The following is a 23,447-nucleotide window of genomic DNA, read 5'->3' on the forward strand; positions in this document are numbered from 1 at the left end:
GGGAAATGCGTCGATTGAGCGGTTGCCAAATCGGGCGGAAGGGACGAGGAAACGCATGATGATCAACCGTTTCGCGACCCCCGCGCTTCTCGCCTCCGTGCTCGCCCCGACCGTGCTCGCCTCGACCGTGCTTCTTGCCACCGCCGCCCCGGCGCAGGACGCCAGCCGCTCGACACCGACGGCCCCACCGCTGCCGCCCGCGCTTCCCGCCGCGCGCGACGTGCCCTATCCCGGCACGGTCGGGCTGACCATCGATGCGAGCGACGTGGAGCGCGGCATCTACGGCGTCACGCAGACCTTCCCGGTCGCGGCCGGCACCTCGCAGCTCACCCTGCTCCAGCCGGGCTGGCTGCCGGGCAACCACTCCGAGACAGGCCCCTATGCCCTTCTCGCGCAGATCCACTTCTTCGCGGATGGCAAGGAAATTCCCTGGACGCGCGATACGGTGGCGGTCAACGCCTTCCACCTCGCGCTGCCGCAGGGCACGAAGACGGTGACGGCCAGGTTCGTCCACACCTCGCCGCTGCAGTCGAGCGAAGGCCGCGTGACGATGACGCGCGAGATGCTCAACCTCCAGTGGGAGAAGATGAGCCTCTATCCGGCCGGCTACTACACCCGCGGCATCGCCGTGAAGCCGACGGTCACATTTCCCAAGGGCTGGACCGTCTACACCGCGCTCGACGGCATGAGCCGCGCAGGCGACAGGATCAGCTGGAGCGCAACCGACTACGAGCGCCTCGTCGACTCCCCGATCTTCGCTGGCATCCATGCGCAGCGGTGGGACCTGGGGCAGAACGTCTACATGGACGTCGTCGCCGACGAGCCCGAACTGCTCGCCATCAAGCCCGAGAACCTGCAGACCTACCGCAACCTCGTCACCGAGGCGCTGGCGACTTTCGGCGCGCGGCATTTCGATCACTACGACTTCCTGCTGGCGCTCTCCGACCGGCTGGGAGGGATCGGCCTCGAGCATCACCGTTCGAGCGAAAACCAGCAGGAGCCCAAGTCCTGGATCGACTGGGCCGACATGGACTGGGACCGCAACGTCATCGCGCACGAGTTCGTGCACAGCTGGAACGGCAAGTACAGGCGCGGCGCAGATGCCTGGACCCCGGACTACCAGCAGCCGATGCAGAACACGCTTTTGTGGGTCTACGAGGGGCAGACGCAGTTCTGGGGCTATGTCCTGGCGGCAAGGTCGGGCGTGCAGAAGCGCGAGACGATCCTGGGCAACTTCGCGACGGCCGCCGCCAAGTATGCCGAAGGCACGCCGGGGCGCGGCTGGCGCTCCGTCGAGGATACGGTTCACGCGCCGCAGCTCAATCGCCGCAGGCCGCTGCCCTATTCGTCGCTCACCCGTAGCGAGGACTACTACGTGGAGGGCGCGCTGGTCTGGCTGGAGGCGGACCAGATCATCCGGCACGGCACCCGCGGCGCCAGGGGGCTCGACGATTTCGCCCGCGCGTTCTTCGGCGTGCGCGATGGCGACTGGGGCGAACTGACTTACGACTTCGACGAGGTCGTAAGCACCCTGAACGGGGTCTATGCCCATGACTGGGCGGATTTCCTGCGCACGCGCCTCTACGCGACGAACCAGCCCGCTCCGCTCAAGGGCATCGAGATGGGCGGCTACAAGCTGGTCTGGAAGGACAAGCCGAACGCCTACGACAAGGGCGTGGCCAGCGCGCGCAAGAACCTCGACCTCACGTATTCGCTGGGCATCACGCTCGACAAGGACGGCGATGTGACGGCCACCTTGTGGGACGGCCCGGCCTACGATGCGGGCATCGTCAACGGGGTGAAGGTCACGGCGGTGAACGGCACCGCCTATTCCGAGGACGTCATGAAGAAGGCGATCACCGCCGCAAAGTCCTCGAAGGAGCCGATCGCGCTGCTGGTGCGCCGTGACGATCGCTACCAGACCGTCTCGATCGACTACCACGGCGGCCTGCGCTACCCCGCGCTCGAGAGCACCACCCCGGGCCGCGAGAACGCGCTCGACCGGCTGCTCGCCGCCCGCAAGAACTGAGGGCAGGCAAGCAGTATTTGTTCGAGGGACGCCGGACGCGGCAGAGGCCCCGGCACCCACACGACCCTGCGTGAAAGTATACATCGCGCAAGGTCGTTCGAGGCCCCGGCCCAGCGCGTCCAAATCAGTACGAATTCTCGACTACGTTCATTCCAATAGCCTGTTGCAGTGCAATAGTTGCGCCGCTAAGCCCGCCGCATCGTGATCCAAACGGTGCGTCTTCGGCGCGCCAGTAAAGCAAGGACCGTTATGCGCATCGACATGATCCCCGTTGGCGACAATCCGCCGGAAAACCTCAACGTCGTCATCGAAGTTCCTGTCGGCGGCGAGCCGGTCAAGTACGAGTTCGACAAGGCTTCGGGAGCGCTGTTCGTGGATCGCATCCTGCACACGCCGATGCGCTACCCGGCGAACTACGGCTTCGTGCCGCACACCCTTTCGCCCGACGGCGACCCGCTCGACGCGCTGGTCGTCGCCCGCTCGCCCTTCATCCCGGGCTGCGTGGTGCGCGTGCGCCCGATCGCGGTGCTCAACCTCGAGGACGAGCATGGCGGCGACGAGAAGCTGCTCTGCGTGCCGATCGACTCCACCTTCCCGTACTACTCGAACGTGAACGAGAAGGACGACCTGCCCGAGATCGTCTACAAGCAGGTCGAGCACTTCTTCACCCACTACAAGGACCTCGAGAAGGAAAAGTGGGTTCGCGTCGGCACCTGGGGCGATGCGGACGACGCGCGCAAGATCGTGCTGGAAGCGATCGAGCGCTACGAAGCGAACAAGAAGGACTGATCTCCTTCGACCATTCCACTTCCCATGTGGACGAGGGGTCGGCGGCGCAAGCTGTCGGCCCCTTTTTTCGTCCTCGAAAGACAGGCATAAACACCATCATGAGCTACGAAACGCTGATCGGCGTCGATGACCTGCACGCCCTGCTGACTTCCGGCGGGGACGTGCTCGTCCTCGACTGCGCGTTCGAACTCGGCGCGCCCGACAAGGGCAGGCAGGCCTTTGCGCAAGGACACATCCCGGGCGCCCGCCACGCCGATCTCGACACCGACCTCGCCTCCGCCCCGGACGGGAGCAACGGACGCCATCCGCTCCCCGAGCCTGCCGTGCTGGCGGCCTGGCTGCGTGCCCAGGGGTTGCGCAAGGACCAGCAGGTCGTCGCCTGCGACAATAGCGGCGGGGCCTGGGCCGCGCGGGCCTGGTGGCTGTTGCGCTGGCTGGGCCACGCACCCGTCGCAGTGCTCGACGGGGGCTTGCAGGCGTGGACCGCCGCCGGGCTCCCGCTCGAGACGGGCACGCCGCAGGCGGCCACGCCGGGTGACTTCGAGGCGGGAGAAAGCCTCGTTCCCGCCCCTGTCACCACCGCCGAAGTGCTTGCCAACATCGAAGGCGGGACGGCACGGGTCCTCGATGCGCGCGACCCTTCACGCTTTGCCGGGGAGCCTCACCCGCTCGACCCTGTCGCAGGCCACATCCCCGGCGCGCGCAACCGCTTCTTTCGCGACAACCTGGATGCGGGCGGACGCTTTCGCGACAGCGCCTCCCTTGCGGCGGAGTTCTCGGCCCTGCTCGATGGAGCACCCGCGATCGTGCAGTGCGGCTCGGGCGTCACCGCCTGTCACAATGCGCTGGCGATGGCCGTCGCGGGGCTTCGCGCACCCCGGCTCTACCCCGGTTCATGGAGCGAGTGGATCGCCGATCCGGCCCGTCCCGTCGCGACCGGGGCGTAACCGGCGGCCGGCGCCGATCATTACAGAACTTGTGAGTTGAATTCAGGCGGCAAAGGCGCTTCTCCTTCAATCCGTGAAACGGCCGGTTGCGGGCCGTTCGCCCGTCGTCCGGGCAGGTGGAGACTGGATGCGCAAGTTCTGGTTCGCAGCCGTGCTGTCAGTCCTCGCCGCCGGGGTCCCCGCTGGCCTTGCGGCGGCGGCGCCGTCGCAAGTGGCGCCGGTCGCGGTGGAGCTCGATGCCTTGCGCGGCTACGATATCTCGGGCGATCCGGCTGCGGCTCTGCGCCATGTGGACGCGGTCCTCGCACGCGCGGCGGCCGCGCCGGCGGTGGATCCGATAGCGCTGCTCTATGCCCGCGCCATCCGGGCGCAGGCCCTTTCCGAGCTCGACCGCACGGAAGAGGCGCTGGCGCTGTTCACCGAGGTCGACGCGGCGCTGGAGGCGCGCGGGGCTCCGCCCACACTGGACCGGGCCAGCCTCCTGCTGCATATCGGCGGCGAACATGGTGCGCTGGGCCGCCTCGACGAGGCGGAGGCATACAGCCGCCGCGCGCTTGCACTGGCTGAAAGATTGGGCGGCCGCACGAGCGCAGAATACGGCGATGCGCTCTATGGCATCGGCGTGGTGGCATATCAGCGCGGACGCCAGCGGGATGCCCTCGCCCCCGTCGCCGAGTCCCTGGCGATTGCGCGCGCTCGTGCACTGGCCACGGGCGAGAGACCTGAAAGTCCCGCCAGTCGCGGCGTCAGCCTGTCAGCGCTGCAACTCTACGCCGGCGACGCGCAGGACGCCGTGGTAACCGCGCGCGAAGCGGCCGCCTGGGCCGAGGCGCACCTGCCCGAAAACCACCGCATCCGCGCCACCGCCACCCAGCAGCTTGGCACGATCCTGTCCGAGGCGGGACAGTACGCGCAGGCCATCCCGATCCTGCGGGCGGCGCTCGAAAAGCGCCGCGCGATCCTGCCGCCGGACAGTCCGCAGCTGGCGATGTCGATCCACAGCCTCGCCTACGCGCTCGACAATGCGGGGCTGCGGGCCGAGGCCGGGCCGCTCTACGACAGGGCCGTCGCGATCTTCGAGGCGCACCCCGACCGCCTGCAGGCCAGCGGACTGGCGACGATGATCGGGCAGCAGGCCCGCGCGGCCGCCTGGGCCGGCGATGCGGCCGCCAGCCTGGCGATGCGCGAGAAGGCGCTGTCGATCGCGCGCAGGTACGCCGCATCGCCCGAGGATCCGGTGGTGCTGAACGCCGAGATCAACCTGGCCTCGGCGCTGTCCCATGCCGATCGCAGGGAAGAGGCCGCTGCGCTCCTGGCACATGCGCGCGAAGGCTACGCGAAAGTCGCTGGTCCCGGGACAAGGGGCCGGATCGCCGCGGCGGCGGTCACAGCGCGCCTGATCGCCGACGAAGGCCGCCCGGCGCAGGCCGCCGCCATGCTGGGCGAAGCGCTTGCCCCCGCGCGCGCGCGGCTGCTCGACCGCGCCACTGCCCGCAGCGACATCATGGGGATCGCCGCCGACACCCGAAGTGCGTTCATGGACCTGGTGCGCGTCTGTGCACAGGCGGGGCGGCAGGCGGAGGTCTTCGACGCGCTGCAGATGGTGAACCTTGGAGACCTGCAGGGCGCGTTCTCCTCGCTGGGATTGCTGCGGGAGGAATATGGCCCCGAGGCCCGCGAGGCGATACGGCGCTATCTGGCACTGGCGGCGCAGGGGCGACAGCTGCGCAAGTCGCTCGACCAGGCGGCGATCCAGCGCGATCCCGCCGCCACTGCCGATCTTGGCACAAGGATCGCCGCGCTCGAGGAACAGGTGCGCGCCGCCGATGCCGAGCTTTCCAGTCTGGTGCCCGGCTATCGGGCGCTGACGGCCGTTGAACCCGCCAGGTTGGCGGATGCACGCGCCCGGCTTCGGCCGGGGCAGGGCCTGCTGCTGATCGGCAACGACGATGGCGGGCTCGTCAGCCAGCTGGTCACGCGCGGGGGCGTTGCCCTTGGCCAGTCCTCGATCGCGGCAAGGCGGCTGGTGGAGCTGCAGCAGCGGCTGCGCGCGTCGGTGGAAGGCGGCCTCCTCGACCAGGAGCACGCCGGTTTCGATCGGCAGGCGGCGCATGAGCTTTATCGCGTGATCGTGCCCCAGGCGCTGCGCCCGTTGCTGGGATCGGTGCGCGAACTGGTGGTGCTGGCGCCGGGCAGCCTGGCGACCATCCCCTTCGCCGCGCTGGTCACTCAGCCGCCACGGGGAGACGATGCCGATCCCGCAGCGCTGCGCCGCACGCGCTGGCTGGTGCGGGACCATGCGGTAAGCGTGATGATCAGCGCCGCCCCCCTGCCCCGCCCCGCGCGCGAGGCACGCGGCGCGCTCGCTTTCGCCGGGATCGGAGCGCCGCTGCCGGGCGCGCCGGCAGAACCGGCGGCGGGCACGGGGACACCGGTGAAGAGCGACACCATGCGCGGCATCGGGCAGGCCGGCGCACTGGCCCGGCTCGCCGCTCTGCCCGATGCCGCGCGGGAACTGCAGGACATGGCCAGCCGCTTCTCGGGCCCCACCCGGCTGCTGATCGGCGCCAGCGCCACCGAGACGGCCCTGAAGCAGGCCCCGCTCGAGCAGGCGCGGGTGATAGCTTTCGCCACGCACGGGCTGGTGGGCGGCGCGCTGCGCGGAGTGGTGGAGCCGGCCCTTGTGCTGGCCCCGCCGCTCGCCGCCACGGCGCAGGACGATGGATTGCTCACCGCCTCCGAAGTGGCGCAGCTGCGGCTCGACGCGGACTGGGTCATCCTTTCCGCCTGCGATACCAGTGCCGGGGAAAGCGAGAACGCGCCCACCTATTCCGGACTGGCGCGCGCGTTCATCTCTGCGGGATCGCGCGCGCTGCTGCTGTCGCACTGGCCGGTGCGCGACGACGTGGCCAGCCGCCTCACCCTGCGCACGCTGGAAGAGGCGAACGCGGGCCAGTCACGCGCGCAGGCGCTGCGCACCGCGCAGCTTTCCGTCCTGCGCGACGCCTCCATTCCGGGCGGCGCCCATCCGGCGGCCTGGGCGCCCTTCGTGCTGGTGGGCGACTGAGGGGGCTCGGCGCGCGGAACGGCTACTTCGCGAGTTCGGCCTCGATCGCGGCAACGAGCAGCGGGTCCCTGGGATCGGTGCCCGGCGCGAAGCGGCCGACGACCGAACCGTCGCGCGCGATCAGGAACTTCTCGAAGTTCCACAGGACTTCCGGGTCCTCGTTCGGGGTCATGCCGTAGCCGCGGAAGCGTTCCTTCATGCCCTCCACGTCGCCCTGCTTGGCCGGCACCGCCTCGATGAGAGCGGCGTAGAGCGGCTGCTTGCCCTCGCCGGTCACGTCGGCCTTGGCGAAGAGCGGGAACGAAACCCCGTAGTTGATCGAGCAGAACTCGGCGATTTCCTCGTGCGTGCCCGGTTCTTGCGCGCCGAAGTCGTTGGCGGGAAAGCCCAGGACCTCGAAGCCCCGGTCCCGGTACTCCTGGTAGATCGCCTCAAGCCCTTCGTACTGCGGGGTGAGACCGCACTTCGACGCCACGTTGACGACGAGGAGGACTTTGCCCGCATGGGACGCGAGAGTGTCGGACGTGCCGTCGATACGCTCGAGCGGGATGGAGGCGAGGTCTGCCATTCGTAATTCTCCCATGGGATGACGTTCGCGGCGTTATGGGCCGCTCCCCGCATGGCCGCAAGACGGCCGGGCTGCCCTTGCGACCCGCACCCATCACTCCGCCAGTCGCCGGGCTAGCGCCGCAGCACGGGCGAAACCCAGTCCGGCTCGTGCGCGAACGGCATCGGCGCGCCATCCCGAAGGGCCGCGAGTATGCTCGCGAAATCGGTGTTGGCCTGCCAGCCGAGCAGGCGCGCGGCCTTGGCGGGATCGTAGACGCGCTCGATCCGCTCGGGCAGGCTCCAGCCCGCCTGCGCATAAACAGCCCCCGCATCGGGAAAGTAGCGCCCGATCACGGCGCGGGCGTCCACCGCGAGTTCGGCCGCGTCCGCGCGCGTGAAGGGCGGGCTTGCGGAAAGGACGAAGGTCTCGCACCCTTTCGCCCGCTCCAGCGCGGCGAGATGGGCGAGCGCCGCGTCCGCCACGGTAAGGCGGCGGTTGAGGAACTCGTTCGCCTTGAGGTTCGGACCGCTCGGGGCGGCGCCCTCGAGGATCGAGCCGGGATCGTCGTCATCCTCGGGGAAGAAGCGCCCGGTGCGCAGGATCGCCACGGCCATCCCGCTCTCGCGCGAGACAAGGCGGCACAGATCTTCCGCGGCCCGCTTGGTCACGCCGTAGACGTTGCGCGGCGCGACAGGGCCGAAGCTCTCGTCCATCCACCACGCGCCGCCCTCGCCCGGGCCCGCACGAACATCGTCGCGCACCATGAGCGATGTGGTCGAGGTGTAGACGAAGCGCGAGTGGCCAGCCTGGGCGGCGGCCTCCAGCAGGTTGAGCGTACCGGTCACGTTGACGTCGATGAAGGCCTGGCGCGGGAAGCGGGCGATATCGGGCTGGTGCAGCGCGCCCGAGTGGATCACCGCCTCGATGCCGTGATGCGCGATCACCTGGAACACGAGCGCCCGGTCGGCCACCGACCCGACGATCGCCGTCGCCGGGCCGGGCGCCACGTCGAGGCCGACGAGCTCGTGCCCGCGCGAGCGCAGCAGCGGCGCCAGATGCCTGCCGAGCCAGCCCGATGAGCCTGTCAGCAGGATGCGCATGGGCTTCAGCGGCCGCCGGTGCGATAATCGGCGATCATCTCGCCCGCCGCCACCAGTTCGGCCTCGTGGCTTTCCTCGCGCCATTCCTCGGCAAGCGCTTCCTCTTCCCACTGGCGCATGGCCGGGTGGGCGAGCATGGCGTCCACCCACGCCTGGCCGCGCCCCACGTCGAGGCCGTACGTGCGCACGCGGAAGGCCACGGGGGCATAGAAGGCGTCGAGCACGGTGAACGAGGAGCCCGCCAGCCACGGCCCCCCAAAACGCGCGAGGCCCTCCTCAAAGATCTCGCGGATGCGGTAGACCTCGCGCACCAGCTGTCCGTCCATCGGCCTCGGCTTCACGCGCACGCCCACGTTCATCGTGCAGAAGCCGCGAAGCGCCGGGAAGCCGCCGTGCATCTCGCACACGGCCGACTGGGCAAAGGCGCGCGCTTCCTCGTCGGCGGGCCATGCGCCGGGATGCCGGTCGGCAAGGTAGAGCGCGATGCCCAGCGAATCCCAGATCGTGCGCTCGCCGTCGATCAGCACAGGCACTTGGCCCGTGGGCGAGAAGCTGCGGAACGCGTCGTAGTTCACCGGCATGGTGAACAGCTCGATTTCGTCCTCGAAGGGGATGTCCAGCGCCTTCATCAGTATCCAGGGCCGCAGCGACCAGCTGGAATAGTTCCGGTTCGCGGTGATCAGCGTGTAGGTCATGATGGCCCTTTGCGGTTCGCGCCTTCCGGCCGGCGAACGCGTCACCGGCCCCCCTTAAATCGTCACCCAGCCATCGCGGGGATGACGATAAAAGGAAAGAGCCAAATCGCGCGCCGGCGTGAGGAGCGGTGCGCCCCTCAGGTCACGTAATGCGCGGTCGTCTTGGCGGCGATCTCCTCCAGGCTCACGCCGGGCGCCGGCTCAACCAGCCTGAAGGGGCTGGCATGGTCCGGCCGCTGGAACACCGCGAGGTCGGTGATCACCATGTCCACCACGTTTCGCCCGGTAAGCGGCAGGGTACAGGACGGGATGAACTTGGGCTCGCCGTTCTTGGAGGTGTGCTCCATCACCACGATGATCTTCTTGACGCCCGCGACGAGGTCCATCGCGCCGCCCATGCCCTTGATCATCTTGCCCGGGATCATCCAGTTGGCGATGTCGCCGTTCTCGGCCACTTCCATCGCGCCCAGCACGGTCAGGTCGATATGCCCGCCACGGATCATGCCGAAGCTGGTCGCGCTGTCGAAATAGGCAGAGTGCGGCAGTTCGCTGATCGTCTGCTTGCCCGCGTTGATGAGGTCGGGGTCCATCTCGTCCGGGTAGGGGAACGGCCCGATGCCCAGCATCCCGTTCTCGCTCTGCAGCGTGACGGTGATGTCCTTGGGCACATAGTTCGCCACCAGCGTGGGGATGCCGATGCCCAGGTTCACGTAGAACCCGTCCTGAAGTTCCTTCGCCGCGCGCGCGGCCATTTCATTGCGGGACCAGCCCCTGGTTTCCTGCGCCATCAGACGGCCTCCCTTTCGCGCGTCGTCGCGAATTCGATCTTCTTGTCGTAGGGCGCGCCGAGCACGATGCGCTGCACGAAGACCCCGGGCAGGTGGATCGCGTCGGGATCGAGGCTGCCCACGGGCACTATCTCCTCAACCTCCACCACGCAGACCTTGCCGCAAGTGGCGGCGGGCACGTTGAAGTTGCGGGCGGTCTTGCGGAACACGACATTGCCGGTCTCGTCCGCCTTCCACGCCTTGACGAGGCTGAGGTCGGCGAAGATGCCTTCTTCCAGGATATACTCCTCGCCCCGGAAGGCCTTCACTTCCTTGCCCTCGGCGACTTGCGTGCCCACGCCGGTCTTCGTGTAGAAGCCCGGGATGCCGGCACCGCCCGCACGCATGCGCTCGGCCAGAGTGCCCTGGGGACAGAACTCCACCTCGAGCTCGCCGGCGAGGAACTGGCGTTCGAACTCCTTGTTCTCGCCCACGTAGGACGAGATCATCTTGCGGACCTGCCGGGTACGCAGCAGCTTGCCGATGCCCTCGTTGTCGATGCCGGCATTGTTCGACGCGAAAGTCAGGTCGCGCACGCCCGAATCGCGAACGGCATCGAGCAGCCGCTCGGGAATGCCGCATAGGCCGAAACCCCCGCTGGCGATCAGCAGCCCGTCCCTGAGCACGCCTTCCAGCGCGGCCCCGGCGGTGGGATAGATCTTGTTCATCCAGGCAAATCCTCTCTTGCCGTTTCGAGCGGAAGTTAGACAGCTTCTTCGATCACGAATAGCCATTGTTGTTTATCGGTTCCGATAGAAGTGGTTATCGGATGAAGCGCATCGCAGCTGGCGATCGATCCTGTGACGGCGTAAGGTCTTCCGGCGGCGCCATGTTACCGCGTGTGTCCGCCGCAGCCCGCTGCGCGGCCGCTCGTTTTTCGCCGTGGCGCCCGCGCGCTTGCGCCTTCCACGATGGAAGAATGGCGCGTTTGATCCCGGTCATGGAGCCGGCACCCAAGCGGGCTAGACTGGCCCGACCAGAAGGGAGACTGACCATGCGCTCGATACTCGTCAACGCCGACCGCAAGAAGGGCACTCATGCCCGCATCCAGACCGCAGCAAACATCGCCCGCCACGGCGGCGGCCATGTGACCGTGCTCGTCGACACGCCGGTTTCGCGCTACATCGCGATGGACCCGATGGGCGGAAGCTACGTGATGACCGACGCGCTGGAAAAGGCGCGCGCCGAGGACGATGCGGTCGCCACCGCAGTCGAGAGCCAGCTTGCGGCAAGCGGCGTGACGTTCGACGTCGTGCGCTGCGAGGATGAGCCGGTGACGGCGCTTTCCCACGCGGCGCGGCTGGCCGACCTCATCGTCGTCTCGCGCTCGGGCGGTCTGGCGGGAGACCTTGCGCTGACCTCGCGCACGCCGATCCTCGCGCTGCCCGACGAACGGCCGATGGAGATGCCCGTCCGCCGCGCCTGCGTGGCATGGGACGGCGGCGAGCAATCGGCGGCCGCGCTTCGCGGTGCGCTTCCGCTCCTCGCCACGTGCGCCGCCGTGACCATGGTTTCCGTCACCGAGAAGAAGGGCGGCTTCCCGGCGGCGGAAGCGCTGCGATACCTTTCCCGGCACGACATCCATGCCGGGTTCGAGGAACACGAACGCCGCGATTCGACCGAGCAGACGCTGGCTGCCGCGGTGAGCCGCGCCGGGGCCGACCTCCTCGTCATGGGTGCCTACGGAAAGAGCCGTATGCGCGAATTCCTGTTCGGCGGCGTGACCGCGCACTTCCTCAATTCTCCGGAGGCCCCGGCCCTCCTCCTCGCGCACTGACGCACGTTCCATGGGTCCGGCGGGCCGTCGCTCCACGAACGGAGCGGCGGCCCGCATTGTTTCTGGATGACTGGCCTCCGGCCCTGGCACGCCGGTTTCCCAAGGAGGGCAAGTGTATCTCGCGGTGCAGCAAGAAACGTTTGCAGCCATCGCCCCGGCGTAGCCGCCAGCGCCCAGACGGCGATCACAACTTGAACCCGAATTCAGGTATTGAAACGGCGTCAGATAGCCGCTTTCGACCGGACGATGAACGAGTACCGTCCAGCGCACGCAACCGATATTGCGCTTTATGCAACCGAAAGCCGTCATTTCGCACTTGCACAAAAGCCGCGAATGGGGCACTTAGACAGTGCCTTTCAGGCATCCTCTCCCAAAACTTCCACGGCTCGGTCGGCAACGATCGGGCCATTTTTTTGCCTGTTTTTTAGGCAGCGATTTGGTTGCACTCCCACCCTGCCTGCCATTGCCGCTGCCCGGAAAAGAGGCACGCGAGGCAAGGCAGTTCGGCGGCTCTGGATCAGCGCGCGGCCGAATCGGGGGAACCGGCTTCGCCTGCCCGGGTTGCAGTCCCGTCGGGCCCTTTGAAAACCCTCGAGGCGATACCTAGCTTCGACTTCGCCGCCCGGCCGGGCCGCGCCGCGGGCGCCGAGGCTGTCGGACGGGATCGAAGAAGGGAAGCGCGATGGCGGAATCGGAAATCAGGACAGACGAGCGCATGGTCAGGCTGCAGGTCGCGGCCGCCCGCCAGGAAGAGAGCGGACAGGGCATCGCCCGCCTCTCGCGCAGCGCCCTGTCCGAAATCGGCGCGATGGAAGGCGACGTGCTGGAGATCACCGGCAAGACCGTGACCGTCGCGCGGGCCGTGCTCGCCTATGACGAGGACGAGAGCCTGCAGGTCATCCGCCTTGACGGGCTTCAGCGCGGCAATGCGGAAGTCGGCTCGGGCGACCATGTGGTCGTACGCAAGGCGGAATCGCGCGCTGCGCAGCGCGTCGTCTTCGCGCCGGCGCAGAAGGACATGCGCCTGCAGGGCCCCTCCGCCGCGCTCAAGCGCAACTTCTTCGGGCGCCCGATGGTCCAGGGGGACCTCGTCGCCACGACCGGGCAGCAGCAGGTGGCGGACATTCCGCCCCAGCTGCGCCGCATGTTCAACGCGCCCGCCTATGCGCTGACGCAGATCCGCCTCAACGTGGTATCCACGACCCCGCGCGGCATCGTCCACATCGACGAGAACACCGAGGTCGAGCTGCGCGAGACCTTCGAGGAGGCGCACGACGCGCGCGGCGACGTCAACTACGACGACGTGGGCGGCATGGGCGACACCATCCGCCAGCTGCGCGAGATGGTGGAACTGCCCTTGCGCTATCCCGAACTGTTCACCCGGCTCGGCGTCGCGCCGCCCAAGGGCGTGCTCCTCCACGGCCCGCCGGGAACCGGCAAGACCCGCCTTGCGCAGGCCGTCGCCAACGAGAGCGAGGCGAGCTTCTTCTCGATCAACGGGCCGGAGATCATGGGCTCGGGTTATGGCGAGAGCGAGAAGCACCTGCGCGAGGTGTTCGAGGAGGCGACCAAGTCCGCGCCCGCCATCGTCTTCATCGACGAGATCGATTCGATCGCGCCCAAGCGCAGTCAGGTCCACGGCGAGGCGGAAAAGCGCCTCGTCGCGCAGCTGCTGACGCTGATGGACGGGCTGAACAGCCGCGCCCACGTCGTCGTCATCGCCGCGACCAATCGCCCCGATGCCATCGACGAGGCGCTGCGCCGGCCGGGCCGCTTCGACCGCGAGATCGTGATCGGCGTGCCGGACGAAAGCGGCCGGCGCGAGATCCTGGGCATCCACACGCGCGGCATGCCGCTGGGCGACAAGGTGGACCTGCGCGAACTGGCCCGCACCACCCATGGCTTCGTGGGCGCGGACCTGGCTGCCCTGGCGCGCGAGGCCGCGATCGAGGCGGTGCGCAGGATCATGCCCAAGCTCGACCTCGAGGCGCGGACCATCCCCGCCGAAGTGCTCGACAACCTGCAGGTCATCCGCGAGGACTTCCTGGCTGCTCTCAAGCGCGTCCAGCCCTCCGCCATGCGCGAGGTGATGGTGCAGGTGCCGAACATCGGCTGGGCGGACATCGGCGGCCTCGACGATGCGCAGCTCAAGCTGAGGGAAGGCGTCGAGCTGCCGCTGAAGAACCCGGAGGCGTTCCACAAGCTGGGCATCCGCCCGGCGAAGGGCTTCCTCCTCTATGGCCCGCCCGGAACCGGCAAGACGCTGCTGGCCAAGGCGGTGGCCAAGGAAGCGGAAGCGAACTTCATCTCGATCAAGTCGTCCGACCTGCTGTCGAAGTGGTACGGCGAGAGCGAGCAGCAGATCGCCCGCCTCTTCGCCCGTGCCCGTCAGGTGGCGCCCTGCGTGATCTTCATCGACGAGATCGACAGCCTCGTGCCGGCCCGCGGCATGGGTGGCGGCGGCGGCGAACCGCAAGTGACCGGGCGCGTGGTCAACACCATCCTGGCCGAGATGGACGGGATGGAGGAACTGCAGTCGGTCGTCCTGATCGGCGCCACCAACCGGCCTGCCCTTGTCGACCCGGCTCTCCTGCGACCGGGCCGCTTCGACGAACTGGTCTATGTCGGCACTCCGGACGCGCCCGGGCGCCAGCACATCCTGGGCATCCACACGAGCCGGATGCCGCTGGCCGAGGATGTGTCGCTGGAATACATCGCCAGCCAGACCGAGCGCTTCACCGGCGCCGACCTCGAGGATGTCGTGCGCCGCGCTGGCCTCATCGCGATCCGCAAGCGCGGGGCGTCGGTCGAGCAGGTGACGGGCGAGGACTTCGCCGAGGCGCTGGAGGACAGCCGCGCCACCGTGACCGAGGATATGGAAGCGGAATACGAGCGCATGAAGGGCGAGCTGAAGAAGCGCGCGATGGAAATGACGCCGATCGGCTTCCTTGTCCCCGGCATGGTGGAGAGCACGCGCGAGCGCAAGCACTGAGGCCTGCAGGCGCGTCGCCTGCCGTTCGTAGCCGTGACAGCCCGGCCCTGCGTGGGCCGGGCTTCGATCGGCAGCCGACCGCCTGTTCCTGTGCCGCCCGGCGCAGCCGGAATGGCCTCCCGCGTGTCCCTAAGGCCGGGCGCCGCCGCGCGGTTGCAATTTCCGGCACCTTGGCCTATATGAGCCGTGCTGCGTCGCTTGCGACGGGACTTTCGTGCAGCCGCTGACTGCGGCCTTGCCTCCCTTTTCTAGCTGCTTGGCTTGCTCCTGCGCTCTTCCGGGCGCGGCTGGCAGGCATTTGCATTTATTCGGAACTGAAGACTTTGGCCAAGGAAGAACTGCTGACGATGGAAGGCTACATCGAGGAAATACTTCCCGATGGGCGCTTCGCCGTCCTGCTCGACAACGAGCACAAGATCATCGCCTACACCGCCGGCAAGATGCGCAAGTTCCGCATCCGCTCGGTCGTCGGCGATCGTGTCCACGTGGAAATGACGCCCTACGACCTCACCAAGGGTCGCATCGTCTTCCGCGAGCGCACGCCCGGACAGGGTCCGGCACCGCGGCGCGGCAATTTCAGACGATAACACCAACCGGCCAGGGGCCGGGATTACAGGAAAACATGAATACCAACATCACGGGCGGACTGAGCCGCCCCAAGACCAAAACCTTCATTCACCACAACGCCGCCCTCCGCGCCGCAGCGCGCATCGACGGGGCCGGACTGCTCACCAGGGAAGACCTTCGTCACCTGGTTGCCGAGATGGTGGACTGACCGAAGGCACGAAGAGGAAAGAGGGTCAGGCCCGGCGACAAAGCCGGGCCCGACCTCCCTTCACCCCAAGCTTCCCTCACAACGAACCGGACTCGCCCGCCACCCGCGCGGCTTCGCGCGCGGTGCGCGCTTCCTCGATGCTCCGGATGCGGTCCGACATGGCCCGCCACGCCGCTTCCGAGCGCAGCTCGCGGTCGCGGACATTGTCCAGCTTCGCGTTGGACGCGGCCTGCGCCGCCTCGAGCGCGCGACCATCACAGAATTCACGGCTGAACGTCATGCGCCTTCTCCTGTCGAGAGTGTGCCTGCGGGGAAGCGGCAGCGCGCCTCCCCGAACGCTGCGCGTTCAGACCGAGCGCAGGTTGACGGCCGAAGCCTTGCCGTTGCGGCCCACTTCGATCTCGTAGGAGACGCGCTGGTCCCGGTCGAGCGACTGCATGCCCGAGTTCTGGACGGCGGTGATGTGCACGAAGCTGTCCGTGCCGCCATCTTCCGGAGAGATGAAGCCAAAGCCCTTGTCGGTGTTGAAGAATTTCACGACGCCTGTCGGCATGACTGTTTCCTTTCAAGAAACGGTGTTGTTGCCGCCTCGCGCGGGATGCGCCGGGCGGTCGTGCGTCAAGTCGTCAAGTGAAAGGAAATCGCCGCAAGCGGGCGAATTTGCTGGAACAGTATTCCATGGCAAGACGCCCAATATTGCCGAAAACCGTCGCAAAGTTCGACGTCAGCGGGCGTAGCCTACCACGCCCGCCCCAATCGACCTAACGATCATTTGCCGCAAGTCAGTGCGGAGCGCCCGCGGAGCCGCGCCCGTTGCCGTTCGCGGGCGAGGCGGTGGCCGACATCGCCTCTATCATCGAGGGCGCGGCCGCAAGCTCCATGGGAGCGACCTGCAGCTCGCGGCGGCGGGCGAGCGCCTCTGGCATCTCGCGGCGGATCCACTCCATCATCGATTCGCGGATCTCGCAGCGCAGATCGAAGAGCGTCGGCCCGTCGCGCGCGCTCATGAGCAGGCGGACCTCGAGCGTCGCGTCGCGGCAGTCGGTCACCTGGAGGATCTGCGCGCGCTTGTCCCACAGGCGGTGAGTGGTGATCTGGCGGGTATACTCCTCGCGGATCGGCGCGATGTCGGCTCCGTGGTCGAGGTAGAGGAAGACCGTGCCCAGCAGCTGCGAGGTGGTCTTGGTCCAGTTCTGGAAAGTATCCTCGAGGAAGCGGTTGGACGGCACCACCAGGCGCCGATCGTCCCACAGGCGCACCACCACGTAAGTCGTGCGAATGTCTTCGATCCGGCCCCATTCGCCGTCGAGGATGATGACGTCGTCAATGGAGATCGGCTCGGTCATGGCCATCTGGAAACCGGCGATGAGGGCCTTGAGCGCGGGCTGCGCGGCGGCGCCCACCGCCAGCGCCGCGAGTCCGGCCGATGCCATCAGCGTCACGCCCACTTCGCGCACGCCGGGGATCGAGGCGAGCACGCCCGCGACGCTCAGGAACACGATGAGGAAAGTGCCGATGCGGCTGAAGATCGACAGCCGGGTGCGCCTCCGCCGGGCGTTGCGGTTGTTCTCGACCGTGATGTCCGCACGCACGATCATCGCTTCGACAAGGGCGTGAAGCACCGCGATGGCGATCCATCCCGTCAGGATCGGCATGACGAAGCCCGAGAAGCGGGACCAGATTGCCTCCAGAGCAGGCGTCTCGCGCGCGGCGAGGACGATGCCGACCGCCACGAAGGCCCAGCGGGTGGGCCGCTGCAGCCGGTTGACGACGATATCGTCCGCCTCGCTGGCGCTCGCCCGCGTGATCCGGCCGAGCACACGGAACAGCACCGCATGAAGGGCGAGCGCGATGAGAGTGCCCAGCATGGCGGCCAGCACCGCGACCAGCGGTCGCTCCGCCCAGTCCGGCAGGCCTGTGACATAGCGTTCGATGAGGTCGATCATGACGACTGGAACGATGCTGCGGCGCAGCAGGTTCCGGCCGCAGCGCAGCACGTCGCGTACAGCGGGCGCCGCAGCGTTCCGGGCCGGCAGGGCAGCTCAGGCACCTCGCAGGCACCCTCCGGAACTCCGCGTAGCCGCGAACCAACGGCAACTGAGCGGGCCAAGCAATCATTCGACACAAAAATGTGATGTTGTATCATCACTGCATGATCTAAGAGGCGGGCTTCATGGCCATGAGGGGAATAATCGGCATGAAGCATGGAATACTTCTGGCGTCGGTGGCCGGCGCCTGCATCGCGGCGCCCGCGGCGATGGCCCAGCAGCAGGCCGCCGCCCCGCAAGGCGGCATCGAGTCCACCGGCACGCACCGCTCCGACGACATCGTCGTCACTGCCACGGCGCTGCGGCAGCGGGCCGACCAGACCGTCACGCCCGTCCTCACGCTCAACGGCGACGATCTGGTCCACCGCCGCCAGGCGACACTGGGTGAGACCTTGGCAGGCCAGCCCGGCGTCAACTTCGACAACTTCGGCGGAGGCGCGAGCCGCCCCGTGATTCGCGGCCAGACCGCGCCCCGCGTGCAGGTGCTCTCCGACGCATCGCAGATCCAGGACGCCTCGCAGGTCTCGCCCGATCACGCGGTCGTCACCGAGCCGCTGCTGCTGCAGGGGATCGAGGTGCTTCGCGGCCCGGCGACGCTGCTCTACGGCGGCGGCGCGATCGGCGGCGCGGTGAACCTGCTCGACAGCAAGATCCCGACCTCGCTTCCCACCGACGGCATCGAGGGCGCTGCGGAAGGCCGCCTCGGCACGGCCGACAACGAGCAGTCGCTGGTGGGCGGACTGACCGGCAGCATCGGCAATTTCGCGGTGCGGGTGGAGGGCGTCGCGCGCTCAAGCGACGACTACCGCGTCCCTTCCCGCTTCGGCGAGCGCCACGTCGACGGCTCGTACAACGACACCACGACCTGGTCGGTCGGCGGCGCGTGGGTGGGCGAGCGCGGGTATCTGGGCGCTGCCTATACGCGGCAGACCAGCGAATACGGACTGCCCGGCCACAGCCACGACTACGAGGACTGCCACCCGCACGGCTCCAGCCTGCACTGCGGCGGGCACGACCACAGCCACGAGCATGATCACGACCATGAGCACGAACATGGCGGGGAGGAGCACGAGGTGCCCTACGTTCGCCTGCGCAGCGAACGGATCGACATCCGCAGCGACTACGAAGATCCGCTGCCCGGCTTCGAGCGCGTCCGCTTCCGCGCGGGACTGACGAAGTATCGCCACGAGGAACTGGAGCACGACGAGGTCGCCACCACGTTCCGCAACAAGGCGCACGATGTCCGTCTGGAACTGACGCACCGTCCGCTTGGCGGGCTTCGCGGCACGTTCGGCGTGCAGCACGCGAAGAGCGATTTCAGCGCGGCGGGCGTGGAAGCCTACCTGCCCGAAAGCGAGACCACCAGCACCGGCCTGTTCCTGTTCGAGACGCTGCAGCTTGGCCCGGTGCGGCTCGAGGCAGCGGTTCGCCAGGACTGGCAGCGGATCGAGACGACGCTCGACCGGCGCGCCGAGCATAATCCGTTCTCCGTATCGGGCGCCGCGATCTGGGAAAGCGGCAGCGGCTATTCGCTCGCGCTCTCGCTTGCCCGCTCGCAGCGCGCACCCACGGCGCAGGAACTGTTCGCGCGCGGCGTGCACCTTGCCACCAACACGTACGAGATCGGCGGTGCGAGCCTTGGCAAGGAGACCGCGCACTCGGTCGACCTGACGGTGCGCAAGTCGCTGGGCGACACGCACTTCACCCTGGGCGCGTACCACCAGGACTTCGACGGCTATATCTTCGCCCGGACGCTGGACCGGTTCGAGGACTTCCGCCTGATCGGCTACACCGCGCAGGACGCCTCGTTCACCGGTATCGACGGCGAGATCCACCACCAGTTCTCGCCGAACCTTGGCCTTGCCGTCTTCGGCGACTACGTGCGCGCCAAGTTCAAGGACGATGGCGGAGACCTGCCGCGCATCCCGGCGGGCCGCCTCGGCGCGCGCGGCGACCTGCGGCTGGGCGGTTTCGCGATCGATGCCGAGTACTTCCGCGTCTTCGAGCAGGACCGCATCGCCGAGTACGAGACCCGCACGCCGGGCTACGACATGGTGAACGCCACCGTGGCCTACAAGCTGTCGCTCGGCCAGCAGGCGGCGGAGCTCTACGTGCGGGGCAGCAACCTGACCAACGCGCTCGCCTTCAACCACGCATCCTTCATCAAGGACGCCTCTCCCTTGCGCGGGCGCAACGTGGTCTTCGGCCTGCGGACGACGTTCTGATGCAGGCGGCGGGGGACAGCGTGGCGGGGGACAGCGTGGCCGCCTCCACGCTGTTCGCCCACATCGAGGCCCTGCACGGCGATCGGTCATGGGGGTCGGTTCTCGATGCGGGCACCGGTTCGGGCTCGATCCGCTGGATCCAGTCGCTCTCCACCGAGCGCTGGACCGCGGTGACCGGCGCCGAGGGGCACGCCCTGCAGGTGCAAGCCCTCGCCGAGGCGCGGCGGCGGCCCGCCGACCGGATCGTGCTGGGCAACTGGGCCGATCCGGCCCTGCTGGCGGGCGAGACTTACGACACCGTGCTTGCCGACTACCTGCTCGGCGCGATCGACGGCTTCGCGCCCTATTTCCAGGAGCGCCTGTTCGCCCGCCTGCGTCCACTCACGGCGGGGCGGCTCTATGTCGTGGGGATCGACCCCTATGTGCCGGCGGACCCGCCGCGCGAGCGGGCCGCGCACATCGTGTGGCGCATCGGGCGCCTGCGCGATTCGTGCCTGCTGCTGGCGGGCGAGCGCCCCTACCGCGAGTATCCGGCAGAGTGGGTGGTGGAGAACCTGCGCCGCTCCGGCTTCGAACCTGTTTCCGCCGAGCGCTTCCCGATCCGCTTCGGCCGTCGCTTCGTGGAGGCGCAGATCGCCATGTGCGCCCAGCGTCTCGCCCGGCTTGCCGACCGCGCCCTCGCCGCCGCGCTCGAAAGCCACGCGGCAGCCCTGCGCGACGAGGCCCTCGCTCATGTGGAAGAGGCGGGCTCCCTCCCCTGCGGGCACGACTACGTGATCGCCGCCGAGCCGCGCCGGGCCTGACGCTCGCCAGGCATCCGCAGGGCAGGCCTCCGCCAGCCGGACGGGGCCCCTCAGCCGGGCAGGGTCCCGGTCTGGCGCAGCGCCTCGCCCAGGGCGAGGGCGGCGGAGGTGGCGAGGTTCATCGAGCGCACCTGCGGGCGCATGGGCAATCGCACCCGTGCCTCGCACACGGCGGAAACCTCGGCCGGCACGCCCGCGCTCTCCTTGCCGAACAGCAGCACGTCGTCGGGCTGAAAGCGGAAGGCATAGGCGTCTTCGCTGCTCTTGGTGGTGAAGAGCACCAGCCGCCGCGTACCCATCGCAGCCCGGAAGGCATCGAACCCTGCGTGGCGGGTGACCTCCACGTGGTCGATGTAGTCCATGGCCGCGCGGCGCACCCGCCTGTCGTCCCAGACGAAGCCCATCGGCTCGATCAGATCGACCCCCGCGCCAAGGCACGCGCCAAGGCGCAGGACGGCGCCGACGTTTCCGGCGATCTCCGGTTCGAAAAGAGCAATGCGCATGCCCGCTCCCTGCCGCCGCCGCGCCTTCCATGCAAGCCCGCCCTGCCGCGCCTCGAGGGGCGAATGCGGATTGTCCTGAGGTTTGGAGGGATGCCCTTCAACACGGCATGGACACCGGTGATCGCGCGGCGGCGTCGATGACGGAACGCCATGTGCGCTCCAGCGATAGCCTTTCCAGAGGTTGGCGCTCGATAAAGACGTACGCGAAAAACATTGTGCAAAATTCAATTGCTCGCTATATTGCGTTCAACAGCAATAGAAGGACACAGCCATGAGCCATCTCTATACCACCAAAGTCACCGCCGTCGGCGGTCGTGCCGGTTCCGTCAGGAGCGAGGACGGCATTCTCAACCTGCAGCTCGCCATGCCCAAGGAACTGGGCGGCAAAGGGGGAGCGACCAACCCCGAGCAGCTGTTCGCCGCTGGCTACGCAGCCTGTTTCGAGAATGCCGTGATCCACGTCACCCGCAGCCAGAGCGACAAGGTTCGTGACGATGACATCGTGGTCGTTGGAGAAGTGGGCCTGCTGCCCAATGGCGCCGGCGGGTTCAACCTGGCCGTCACGCTCGACGTCGAGATCGCCGGGCTCGATCAGACGAAGGCCGAAGAGGTCGTTAGCGCCGCTCACGCGGTCTGCCCGTACTCCAATGCGGTGAAGGGCAACATCGACGTGCAGATCAACGTGAGCACGCGGTAAGGACCATGGAGGCGACCCGGAACGGAGATGCGGACGGTTCAAGCCGGCTCCTGCTGGAGCGGCAGGTCTGCTTCCGGCTCTATGTCGCCTCCAACCTCGTGACGCGACTGTACCGCCAGCATCTGGATGCGATGGGGCTTACCTATCCGCAATATCTCGTCATGCTGATCTTGTGGGAGGTTGAGCCGCAGTCGGTCGGCCAACTGGGTGAGCGACTGCATCTGGACAGCGGCACGCTGACGCCGCTGCTCAAGCGGATGGAAACCGCCGGACTGGTTCAGCGACGGCGTGACACGGCAGACGAACGGCGGGTCCTGGTCGCTCTTACCGAGACCGGGCGCGCCTTGCGCGGGCGCGCGGACGCGATGCTCGAGGCACTTGCGCAGGAGACCTGCCTCTCCCCTGGCGACTTCGACGAGCTTGGGCAGCAGCTCGACCAGTACATCTCCGATCTTGAAGAGCAACTGGGCACCTGAGAACCGGTCGCGGCCCGCCCGATTGCCGATTGAAAGGATTTCCGAGTGATCAAAGGACAAGCGAGACAGATCATCGGCGACGGCGTCCTGTCAGGCGTCATACAGCGCGACGTGCCCTCGCCGCGCTCTGGCGAGCTGTTGCTTGGGGTGCATGCCACCAGCATCAATTTCCACGACCTGATCGGCATCGACGGGGGCATCCCGGGACTGCCGGTGCCGCGCGTCCCCTTTTCCGACGCGTCGGCGACCGTGCTGGAAGTCGGCGCCGGGGTGGAGGGGTTCGCCGCCGGTGATCGCGTCATTCCGTGCTTCTTCCTGAAATGGGAGCGAGGGCCGGTCGATGCCGGCTTGATGCAGCCGGTGCTCGGCGATCAGGTCGACGGCGCGCTGCAGACGCATGTCTGCGTTCCGGCACGCGCGGTCGTCCATTCGCCCGCCAACCTCACCCACGAAGACATCGCGACGCTCGGCTGTGCTGGGCTGACGGCATGGCGCAGCGTGGTGGAAGAGGCGCAGATCAGGCCCGGTCAGACCGTCCTGCTTCAGGGGACGGGCGGTGTCTCGCTCGCGGCGCTCGCCTTTGCCCGCATGCAGGGTGCGCGCGTCATCATCACCTCATCCTCCGACGAGAAGCTCGAGCGGGCTCGCGCGCTGGGTGCCCACGAGACAATCAACTACCGCGACCAGCCTGACTGGCATACCGCCGTGCTCGACATGACGGATGGCAAGGGCGTCGATGCCGTCGTCGAAGTCGCGGGCGGCGAGACGGTCGGCAAAGCCATCCAGGCGACCCGGGTGGGAGGCCACGTCTCGGTGATCGGTGTCCTGACCGGCTTCGAATCCGCCACATTCCCGCTCGCCTTGGTGATGCAGCGCAACCTGACCGTCAGGGGCGTAACGGTCGGCAGCCGGGAGCACCTTGACGCCATGTGCCGCGCGATCGAAATCAACGGCTACGATCCCGTGATCGACAGCATCTACGATCTCGGCACGGCCGACGATGCCATTGCCCACGTGCGGGGCCAATCGCACTTCGGCAAGGTCGTGATCCGGGTCGGAAAGGATTGACGAGGCAGGTCGATCCCTGCCGGCAAGACCCGATCTCAGGCCCGGCCACGATCCGGCCTGCCTACCCTCGTTCATGATA

Annotated in this window: 22 protein-coding genes; 13 read left to right on the forward strand and 9 right to left on the reverse strand. The window is 67.9% G+C overall.

Annotated features, from left to right (window positions below):
* The first annotated feature begins 58 nt into the window (after positions 1–58).
* The 4 genes from GR702_RS01155 (at position 59) to GR702_RS01170 (ending at position 6,832) form a co-directional block, all read left to right on the forward strand.
* Positions 59–2,029 carry a M61 family metallopeptidase gene (locus GR702_RS01155; RefSeq protein WP_160984114.1) on the forward strand — a complete coding sequence of 657 codons (1,971 nt, stop codon included), beginning with the start codon at positions 59–61 and terminating at the stop codon, positions 2,027–2,029.
* 249 nt (positions 2,030–2,278) lie between these two features.
* Positions 2,279–2,818, forward strand: coding sequence for an inorganic diphosphatase (ppa, locus tag GR702_RS01160; RefSeq protein ID WP_160984115.1), 540 nt, complete (start codon positions 2,279–2,281; stop codon positions 2,816–2,818).
* A gap of 98 nt (positions 2,819–2,916) precedes the next feature.
* Positions 2,917–3,765 (forward strand): sulfurtransferase, encoded by an 849-nt coding sequence (locus tag GR702_RS01165; protein WP_160984116.1) that lies wholly within the window; start codon positions 2,917–2,919, stop codon positions 3,763–3,765.
* Positions 3,766–3,892: 127 nt separating this feature from the next.
* Positions 3,893–6,832 carry a CHAT domain-containing tetratricopeptide repeat protein gene (locus GR702_RS01170; RefSeq protein ID WP_160984117.1) on the forward strand — a complete coding sequence of 980 codons (2,940 nt, stop codon included), beginning with the start codon at positions 3,893–3,895 and terminating at the stop codon, positions 6,830–6,832.
* 22 nt (positions 6,833–6,854) lie between these two features.
* Here the strand turns inward: GR702_RS01170 and GR702_RS01175 are convergent, their stop codons facing one another.
* The 5 genes from GR702_RS01175 to GR702_RS01195 all read right to left on the reverse strand — a co-directional run bounded on the left by GR702_RS01175 (position 6,855) and on the right by GR702_RS01195 (position 10,672).
* Positions 6,855–7,400: a glutathione peroxidase gene (locus GR702_RS01175; protein WP_160984118.1), complete on the reverse strand. Its 546-nt coding sequence runs from the start codon at positions 7,398–7,400 to the stop codon at positions 6,855–6,857.
* Positions 7,401–7,513: 113 nt separating this feature from the next.
* Positions 7,514–8,482 carry an NAD-dependent epimerase/dehydratase family protein gene (locus tag GR702_RS01180; RefSeq protein WP_160984119.1) on the reverse strand — a complete coding sequence of 323 codons (969 nt, stop codon included), beginning with the start codon at positions 8,480–8,482 and terminating at the stop codon, positions 7,514–7,516.
* Between the two features lie 5 nt (positions 8,483–8,487).
* Positions 8,488–9,177, reverse strand: coding sequence for a glutathione S-transferase family protein (locus tag GR702_RS01185; protein WP_160984120.1), 690 nt, complete (start codon positions 9,175–9,177; stop codon positions 8,488–8,490).
* A 137-nt stretch (positions 9,178–9,314) separates the two neighbouring features.
* Positions 9,315–9,965: a CoA transferase subunit B gene (locus GR702_RS01190; RefSeq protein ID WP_160984121.1), complete on the reverse strand. Its 651-nt coding sequence runs from the start codon at positions 9,963–9,965 to the stop codon at positions 9,315–9,317.
* A complete protein-coding gene (locus tag GR702_RS01195) occupies positions 9,965–10,672 on the reverse strand; it encodes a CoA transferase subunit A (protein ID WP_160984122.1) in 708 nt (235 codons plus the stop codon). Before GR702_RS01195 ends, GR702_RS01190 begins: the two co-directional genes overlap by 1 nt.
* A 251-nt stretch (positions 10,673–10,923) precedes the next feature.
* Here GR702_RS01195 and GR702_RS01200 point away from each other — a divergent pair, with 251 nt between their 5' ends.
* From GR702_RS01200 to GR702_RS01215, 4 genes are all read left to right on the forward strand, one after another.
* Positions 10,924–11,781 carry a universal stress protein gene (locus GR702_RS01200; protein WP_237449487.1) on the forward strand — a complete coding sequence of 286 codons (858 nt, stop codon included), beginning with the start codon at positions 10,924–10,926 and terminating at the stop codon, positions 11,779–11,781.
* 682 nt (positions 11,782–12,463) lie between these two features.
* Positions 12,464–14,773 (forward strand): CDC48 family AAA ATPase, encoded by a 2,310-nt coding sequence (locus tag GR702_RS01205; RefSeq protein WP_160984123.1) that lies wholly within the window; start codon positions 12,464–12,466, stop codon positions 14,771–14,773.
* A 323-nt stretch (positions 14,774–15,096) separates the two neighbouring features.
* A complete protein-coding gene (infA, locus tag GR702_RS01210; protein ID WP_160984124.1) occupies positions 15,097–15,360 on the forward strand; it encodes a translation initiation factor IF-1 in 264 nt (87 codons plus the stop codon).
* A 35-nt stretch (positions 15,361–15,395) separates the two neighbouring features.
* On the forward strand, positions 15,396–15,548 hold the full coding sequence (locus tag GR702_RS01215) for a hypothetical protein (protein ID WP_160984125.1): 153 nt from the start codon (positions 15,396–15,398) through the stop codon (positions 15,546–15,548).
* Between the two features lie 76 nt (positions 15,549–15,624).
* On the opposite strand, the gene GR702_RS01220 is transcribed toward GR702_RS01215, so the two are convergent.
* From GR702_RS01220 to GR702_RS01230, 3 genes are all read right to left on the reverse strand, one after another.
* Positions 15,625–15,828: a hypothetical protein gene (locus tag GR702_RS01220; RefSeq protein WP_160984126.1), complete on the reverse strand. Its 204-nt coding sequence runs from the start codon at positions 15,826–15,828 to the stop codon at positions 15,625–15,627.
* A 66-nt stretch (positions 15,829–15,894) separates the two neighbouring features.
* Positions 15,895–16,101: a cold-shock protein gene (locus GR702_RS01225; RefSeq protein WP_160984127.1), complete on the reverse strand. Its 207-nt coding sequence runs from the start codon at positions 16,099–16,101 to the stop codon at positions 15,895–15,897.
* 229 nt (positions 16,102–16,330) lie between these two features.
* Positions 16,331–17,494, reverse strand: a complete 1,164-nt coding sequence (locus GR702_RS01230; protein ID WP_160984128.1) for a mechanosensitive ion channel family protein — start codon at positions 17,492–17,494, stop codon at positions 16,331–16,333.
* Between the two features lie 251 nt (positions 17,495–17,745).
* On the opposite strand from GR702_RS01230, the gene GR702_RS01235 reads away from it, so the two are divergent.
* On the forward strand, positions 17,746–19,821 hold the full coding sequence (locus GR702_RS01235; protein ID WP_237449488.1) for a TonB-dependent receptor domain-containing protein: 2,076 nt from the start codon (positions 17,746–17,748) through the stop codon (positions 19,819–19,821).
* Complete coding sequence (locus GR702_RS01240; protein ID WP_202407984.1) at positions 19,821–20,624, forward strand: hypothetical protein; 804 nt, start codon at positions 19,821–19,823, stop codon at positions 20,622–20,624. Before GR702_RS01235 ends, GR702_RS01240 begins: the two co-directional genes overlap by 1 nt.
* Positions 20,625–20,674: 50 nt before the next feature.
* Here the strand turns inward: GR702_RS01240 and GR702_RS01245 are convergent, their stop codons facing one another.
* The gene (locus GR702_RS01245) at positions 20,675–21,127 is read right to left on the reverse strand and encodes a tRNA (cytidine(34)-2'-O)-methyltransferase (RefSeq protein ID WP_160984129.1); all 453 of its coding nucleotides are present in this window, start codon (positions 21,125–21,127) and stop codon (positions 20,675–20,677) included.
* Positions 21,128–21,398: 271 nt separating this feature from the next.
* Between GR702_RS01245 and GR702_RS01250 the strand changes: the two genes are divergently transcribed.
* The 3 genes from GR702_RS01250 to GR702_RS01260 are packed head-to-tail and all read left to right on the forward strand — an operon-like array spanning position 21,399 to position 23,368.
* Entirely contained in the window at positions 21,399–21,824 is a 426-nt protein-coding gene (locus GR702_RS01250; RefSeq protein WP_160984130.1) for an organic hydroperoxide resistance protein, read from the forward strand.
* Between the two features lie 5 nt (positions 21,825–21,829).
* Entirely contained in the window at positions 21,830–22,300 is a 471-nt protein-coding gene (locus tag GR702_RS01255) for a MarR family winged helix-turn-helix transcriptional regulator (RefSeq protein WP_160984131.1), read from the forward strand.
* A 45-nt stretch (positions 22,301–22,345) separates the two neighbouring features.
* Positions 22,346–23,368 carry a zinc-binding dehydrogenase gene (locus GR702_RS01260; protein ID WP_160984132.1) on the forward strand — a complete coding sequence of 341 codons (1,023 nt, stop codon included), beginning with the start codon at positions 22,346–22,348 and terminating at the stop codon, positions 23,366–23,368.
* Positions 23,369–23,447: the final 79 nt, after the last annotated feature.

The organism is Novosphingobium silvae, from assembly GCF_009856825.1.
GTDB lineage: Bacteria > Pseudomonadota > Alphaproteobacteria > Sphingomonadales > Sphingomonadaceae > Novosphingobium > Novosphingobium silvae.

Coding starts and splice junctions, on each gene's coding strand:
- GR702_RS01155 (WP_160984114.1), top strand. CDS start 59: ATGATCAACCGTTTCGCGACCCCCGCGCTTCTCGCCTCCGTGCTCGCC.
- ppa (WP_160984115.1), top strand. CDS start 2,279: ATGCGCATCGACATGATCCCCGTTGGCGACAATCCGCCGGAAAACCTC.
- GR702_RS01165 (WP_160984116.1), top strand. CDS start 2,917: ATGAGCTACGAAACGCTGATCGGCGTCGATGACCTGCACGCCCTGCTG.
- GR702_RS01170 (WP_160984117.1), top strand. CDS start 3,893: ATGCGCAAGTTCTGGTTCGCAGCCGTGCTGTCAGTCCTCGCCGCCGGG.
- GR702_RS01175 (WP_160984118.1), bottom strand. CDS start 7,400: ATGGCAGACCTCGCCTCCATCCCGCTCGAGCGTATCGACGGCACGTCC.
- GR702_RS01180 (WP_160984119.1), bottom strand. CDS start 8,482: ATGCGCATCCTGCTGACAGGCTCATCGGGCTGGCTCGGCAGGCATCTG.
- GR702_RS01185 (WP_160984120.1), bottom strand. CDS start 9,177: ATGACCTACACGCTGATCACCGCGAACCGGAACTATTCCAGCTGGTCG.
- GR702_RS01190 (WP_160984121.1), bottom strand. CDS start 9,965: ATGGCGCAGGAAACCAGGGGCTGGTCCCGCAATGAAATGGCCGCGCGC.
- GR702_RS01195 (WP_160984122.1), bottom strand. CDS start 10,672: ATGAACAAGATCTATCCCACCGCCGGGGCCGCGCTGGAAGGCGTGCTC.
- GR702_RS01200 (WP_237449487.1), top strand. CDS start 10,924: ATGGCGCGTTTGATCCCGGTCATGGAGCCGGCACCCAAGCGGGCTAGA.
- GR702_RS01205 (WP_160984123.1), top strand. CDS start 12,464: ATGGCGGAATCGGAAATCAGGACAGACGAGCGCATGGTCAGGCTGCAG.
- GR702_RS01215 (WP_160984125.1), top strand. CDS start 15,396: ATGAATACCAACATCACGGGCGGACTGAGCCGCCCCAAGACCAAAACC.
- GR702_RS01220 (WP_160984126.1), bottom strand. CDS start 15,828: ATGACGTTCAGCCGTGAATTCTGTGATGGTCGCGCGCTCGAGGCGGCG.
- GR702_RS01225 (WP_160984127.1), bottom strand. CDS start 16,101: ATGCCGACAGGCGTCGTGAAATTCTTCAACACCGACAAGGGCTTTGGC.
- GR702_RS01230 (WP_160984128.1), bottom strand. CDS start 17,494: ATGATCGACCTCATCGAACGCTATGTCACAGGCCTGCCGGACTGGGCG.
- GR702_RS01235 (WP_237449488.1), top strand. CDS start 17,746: ATGAAGCATGGAATACTTCTGGCGTCGGTGGCCGGCGCCTGCATCGCG.
- GR702_RS01240 (WP_202407984.1), top strand. CDS start 19,821: ATGCAGGCGGCGGGGGACAGCGTGGCGGGGGACAGCGTGGCCGCCTCC.
- GR702_RS01245 (WP_160984129.1), bottom strand. CDS start 21,127: ATGCGCATTGCTCTTTTCGAACCGGAGATCGCCGGAAACGTCGGCGCC.
- GR702_RS01250 (WP_160984130.1), top strand. CDS start 21,399: ATGAGCCATCTCTATACCACCAAAGTCACCGCCGTCGGCGGTCGTGCC.
- GR702_RS01255 (WP_160984131.1), top strand. CDS start 21,830: ATGGAGGCGACCCGGAACGGAGATGCGGACGGTTCAAGCCGGCTCCTG.